3 protein-coding genes are annotated in these 3,954 nt (G+C 66.4%); 2 read left to right on the forward strand and 1 reads right to left on the reverse strand.

Annotated features, from left to right (window positions below; translation table 11 throughout):
• The coding region (locus tag APH30_RS26330; protein ID WP_054914173.1) for an NADPH-dependent 2,4-dienoyl-CoA reductase at positions 1 to 1,770 on the reverse strand (1,770 nt) is incomplete at its 3' end.
• 194 nt (positions 1,771 to 1,964) lie between these two features.
• Between APH30_RS26330 and APH30_RS26335 the strand changes: the two genes are divergently transcribed.
• Positions 1,965 to 3,083 carry a carbon-nitrogen hydrolase family protein gene (locus APH30_RS26335; RefSeq protein WP_054914174.1) on the forward strand — a complete coding sequence of 373 codons (1,119 nt, stop codon included), beginning with the start codon at positions 1,965 to 1,967 and terminating at the stop codon, positions 3,081 to 3,083.
• A gap of 4 nt (positions 3,084 to 3,087) precedes the next feature.
• Positions 3,088 to 3,954: AraC family transcriptional regulator (locus APH30_RS26340; protein ID WP_054914175.1), on the forward strand; the 867-nt coding region annotated here is incomplete at its 3' end.

Raw genomic sequence — 3,954 nt, forward strand, 5'->3', positions numbered from 1 at the left:
CTTCAAGCCGGTACGGTGGATCCAGCCGGTGGTCTTGCCCAACCCGTCCCCCACCTTCGATGCCTTGCGCTGCAGCAGGAACACCTGCCGCGCCGGTGCGTGCGGCTCGGCCTTGATGCCGGCAACGCCGCCGCGTGCCTCAAGCCGGGTATCGATGCCCCACTCCTTCCAGAACGCATCACGGTCCAGGCTGCTGGCCCGCCCTTCCTGCACCAGGTATTCGGAAACGTCAAAGCCGATTCCGCCGGCCCCGATCACGGCGACCGCCTTGCCCACCGGCTTGCGCTCGAGCAGTACATCCAGGTAGCTGAGCACCTTGGCGTGCTCGACCCCAGGGATGGCCGGGGTACGCGGGGCAATGCCGGTGGCCAGGATGATCTCGTCATAGCCGCCCTGCACCAGCGCCTGCACATCCACGCGGGTATTGAGGTGCAGGTCGACGCCAGTGCTCTGCAGCTTGTTGCGGAAGTAGCGCAGCGTTTCGAAGAACTCTTCCTTGCCCGGGACGCGCTTGGCGACATTGAACTGGCCGCCAATTTCGCTGGCAGCGTCGAACAGCGTCACGTGATGCCCGCGCTCGGCGGCAACGGTGGCTGCGGCCAGGCCCGCCGGGCCGGCGCCGACCACGGCAATGCGCTTCGGCGCTGGCGCAGGCAGGTAGTTGAGCTCGGTTTCGTGGCAGGCCCGCGGGTTGACCAGGCAACTGGTCAGCTTGCCGCCGAAGGTGTGGTCCAGGCAGGCCTGGTTGCAACCGATGCAGGTATTGATTTCGTCGGCACGACCGGCAGCAGCCTTGTTGACGAAATCCGGGTCGGCCAGGAACGGCCGAGCCATCGAAACCATGTCGGCATCACCTTCGGCCAGCACCGCCTCGGCCACTTCCGGGGTGTTGATGCGGTTGGTGGTAATCAGCGGAATGCTCACCACACCCCGCAGCTTGGCCGTGACCTTGCTGAACGCCGCACGCGGGACCTTGGTGGCGATGGTCGGGATCCGCGCCTCATGCCAGCCGATCCCGGTGTTGATCAGGGTAGCGCCGGCCTGCTCGATGGCCTTGGCCAACTGCTCGATTTCCGCCCAGTCGCTGCCGCCCTCGACCAGGTCAAGCATCGACAGGCGGAAGATGATGATGAAGTTCGGCCCTACTGCCGCGCGTACCCGGCTGACGATTTCCACCGCCAGGCGCATGCGGTTTTCGTAGCTGCCGCCCCAACGGTCGGTGCGCTGGTTGGTGTGGGCGGCGAGAAACTGGTTGATGAAGTAACCTTCCGAACCCATGATTTCGACGCCGTCGTAACCGGCACGCTGGGCCAGCACCGCGCAATTGACGAAGTCGGCGATCTGCCTCTCGATGCCTTGCTCGTCCAGCTCCTTGGGCTTGAACGGGTTGATCGGCGCCTGTATCGCGCTGGGTGCCACCTGCCGTGGGCTATAGGCATAGCGCCCGGCATGCAGGATCTGCAGGCAGATCTTGCCACCGGCGGCGTGCACCGCCTCGGTGACGATGCGGTGCTGGTCGGCCTCCGCCTCGGTGCTGAGTTTGGCCGCGCCGGAATACACCCCGCCTTCATCATTGGGCGCAATACCGCCCGTGACCATCAGGCCGACGCCGCCCCGGGCACGCTCGGCAAAGTAGGCCGCCATGCGCTCGAACCCCCCGGGACGCTCCTCGAGGCCGGTGTGCATCGAGCCCATCAGGGTGCGGTTGCGCAAGGTGGTAAAGCCAAGGTCCAGCGGGGCAAGCAGGTGCGGGTAACGTTCGGCGGCCATGGAAAGGTCCCCAGGTGGCGTGATTCACGGTATGCGGGCGCCTCACCGAATGGCGGGCCTCCGTCGTTTGTCTGTCAGCGACATTAAACAGCCGTTTGAATTGGCTCAATGATCGAAACTGACAAGTTATTGATCCTGGCAAACAGGGCGCTTACCCTAGAGAGCCTTCGTCAGCCAATGTGCCGTCCTGTTTCATGCGAAAACTACTGGCAAGCGCCCTGGCGCTGGTAATGATCGCCGCGCTCTGCGGCTACGGTTTCTGGAGCCAGCAGCGCCCGGAAGGCCACTACCTGTCCGACCTGCGCATCGAACTGGCGTTGAACCATGGCGTGCCGGGCGACCGCGGCAACCTGCTGGGTATCGAGCCACTGCTGTTCCCCAGCGACTACCAGAACCTGCAACGCCTGCACCGCAAGCTGGCCGCCTACCTTGAGCAGGCGCGCGCCCAGGGCCTGGTCGGCCCGCCCACCGTGGTCGTGCTGCCGGAACACATCGGTACCTGGCTGTGGGCACGCGGCGAAAAGAACGAGCTGTACCAGGTCACCCAGAGCCGCGAGGCCCAGCAATGGCTGGAACTGAGCAACCCGCTGCGCTACGCGCTGGCCATGCTCGCGGCCGAGGGCGACGACCGGCGTGCCGACGCCCACCTGCGCATGAAGGCCGAGCAGATGGCCGCCGACTATCAACAGCTGTTCGGTGGCCTGGCCAAGGAATTTGGCGTGACCCTGGTGGCCGGCTCCATCGTGCTGCCGGCCCCCTATGTGCAACAAGGCGTGCTGCATGCCGGGCGTGGCGCACTGTTCAACAGCAGCGTGGTGTTCGCCGGTGACGGTTCCCTGCTCGGCCAACCGCAACGCCAGCAATACCCCGACAGTGACATGCGCCGTTATGTGCAGGAGGGCCGCGATTATCCGCTGCAGGTCGTGCAAACCCCCGCCGGGCGCCTGGGCGTGCTGGTGGGCAGTGACAGCTGGTACCCGCAGAACCATCAGCAACTGGCCAGCCAGGGCGTGCAGCTGGTGGCCAACCCGGTGTTTCTCAGCGGCAAAGGCAGCTGGCAAGCCCCCTGGCGTGGCAACCGCCACCAGGCGGCCAGTGCCGGGCTGGCCGTGCAGCGCGGCCAGGTCAGCGAGCAAACGGCCTGGCAACGCCTGACCGAGGCGGCCGGGGCCAGGGTCAGCAGCATGAGCGTGTTCATGCGGGGGCAGTTCTGGGAACACGGCAGTGACGGCCAAGGCTTCGCCCGCCAGGCCGGTGAGTTGCTGGCAGGCACGCCGAGCCCTGGCGCCCGCCTGCTGAACCTGTGGTTGTAAGGCCATGGCCCGCCCCCGCGTGCGCCTGGGCGAGCTGTCGGTCGGCTTTGTTCAGCCGCTGATCGAAGCCCTGCGCGAACTGGGCCACGCCCCCGAACCGCTGCTGCGCCGCTATGGGCTGGAGGCACCGCGCCTGAGCGAAGCCAATGCGCGCCTTTCGATCCCGCGCTACATGCACCTGGGCCATGCGGCCATCGAACAATGTGGCGAAGCCGCCCTGGGCTTGCACATGGGCCGCCTGAGCCGGCTGGCCCAGGCGGGCCTGGCGGGGGTCACTGCAGCCCAGGCGCCTACCGTGGGGGAAGCCGCGCGCACCTTGCTGCGCTTCGAACCGCTGTACGCCGCCAACTACCGCGGCCACTCCAGCTTTCATGAAGACACCGAAGGTGCCTGGCTGCGTTTCTACTCCATCAGCCCCTACAACGCCTACAACCGCTTTGTGGTGGACTCGGTGCTGGCAGGCTGGCTGGCTCAACTGGCCGACCTGGCGGGCGTTGCGCTGCAGGCCGAGCGCCTCGAAATCGAATTTGCCGCCCCCGCCTACGCCGCGCAGTACCAGGCGCTGTGCAGCACCCCGGTGCAGTTCGCTGCCGACGGTAATCAATTGCGCCTGAGCCGCGCCACCTTGCAGTTGGCCAACCCCAGGCACTGCCCCAGCACCTGGCAGCACCTGCTGCAGTTGTGTGAAGCAGACATGCTGCAGCGCACGCGGGTGCGCAGCCTGGGTGAGCGCATCACCCACCTGCTTGGCCCATTGCTCAACGGTGGTCGCGAACCGGACCTGGTCGAGGTAGCCCTGCACTTGCAGCTGCCCACCTGGACACTGCGGCGCAAGCTGGCCGAAGAAGGCACGCGGTTTCGTGACCTGCTC

Source organism: Pseudomonas sp. NBRC 111127, from assembly GCF_001320345.1.
GTDB classification, from domain to species: Bacteria; Pseudomonadota; Gammaproteobacteria; order Pseudomonadales; family Pseudomonadaceae; genus Aquipseudomonas; species Aquipseudomonas juntendi.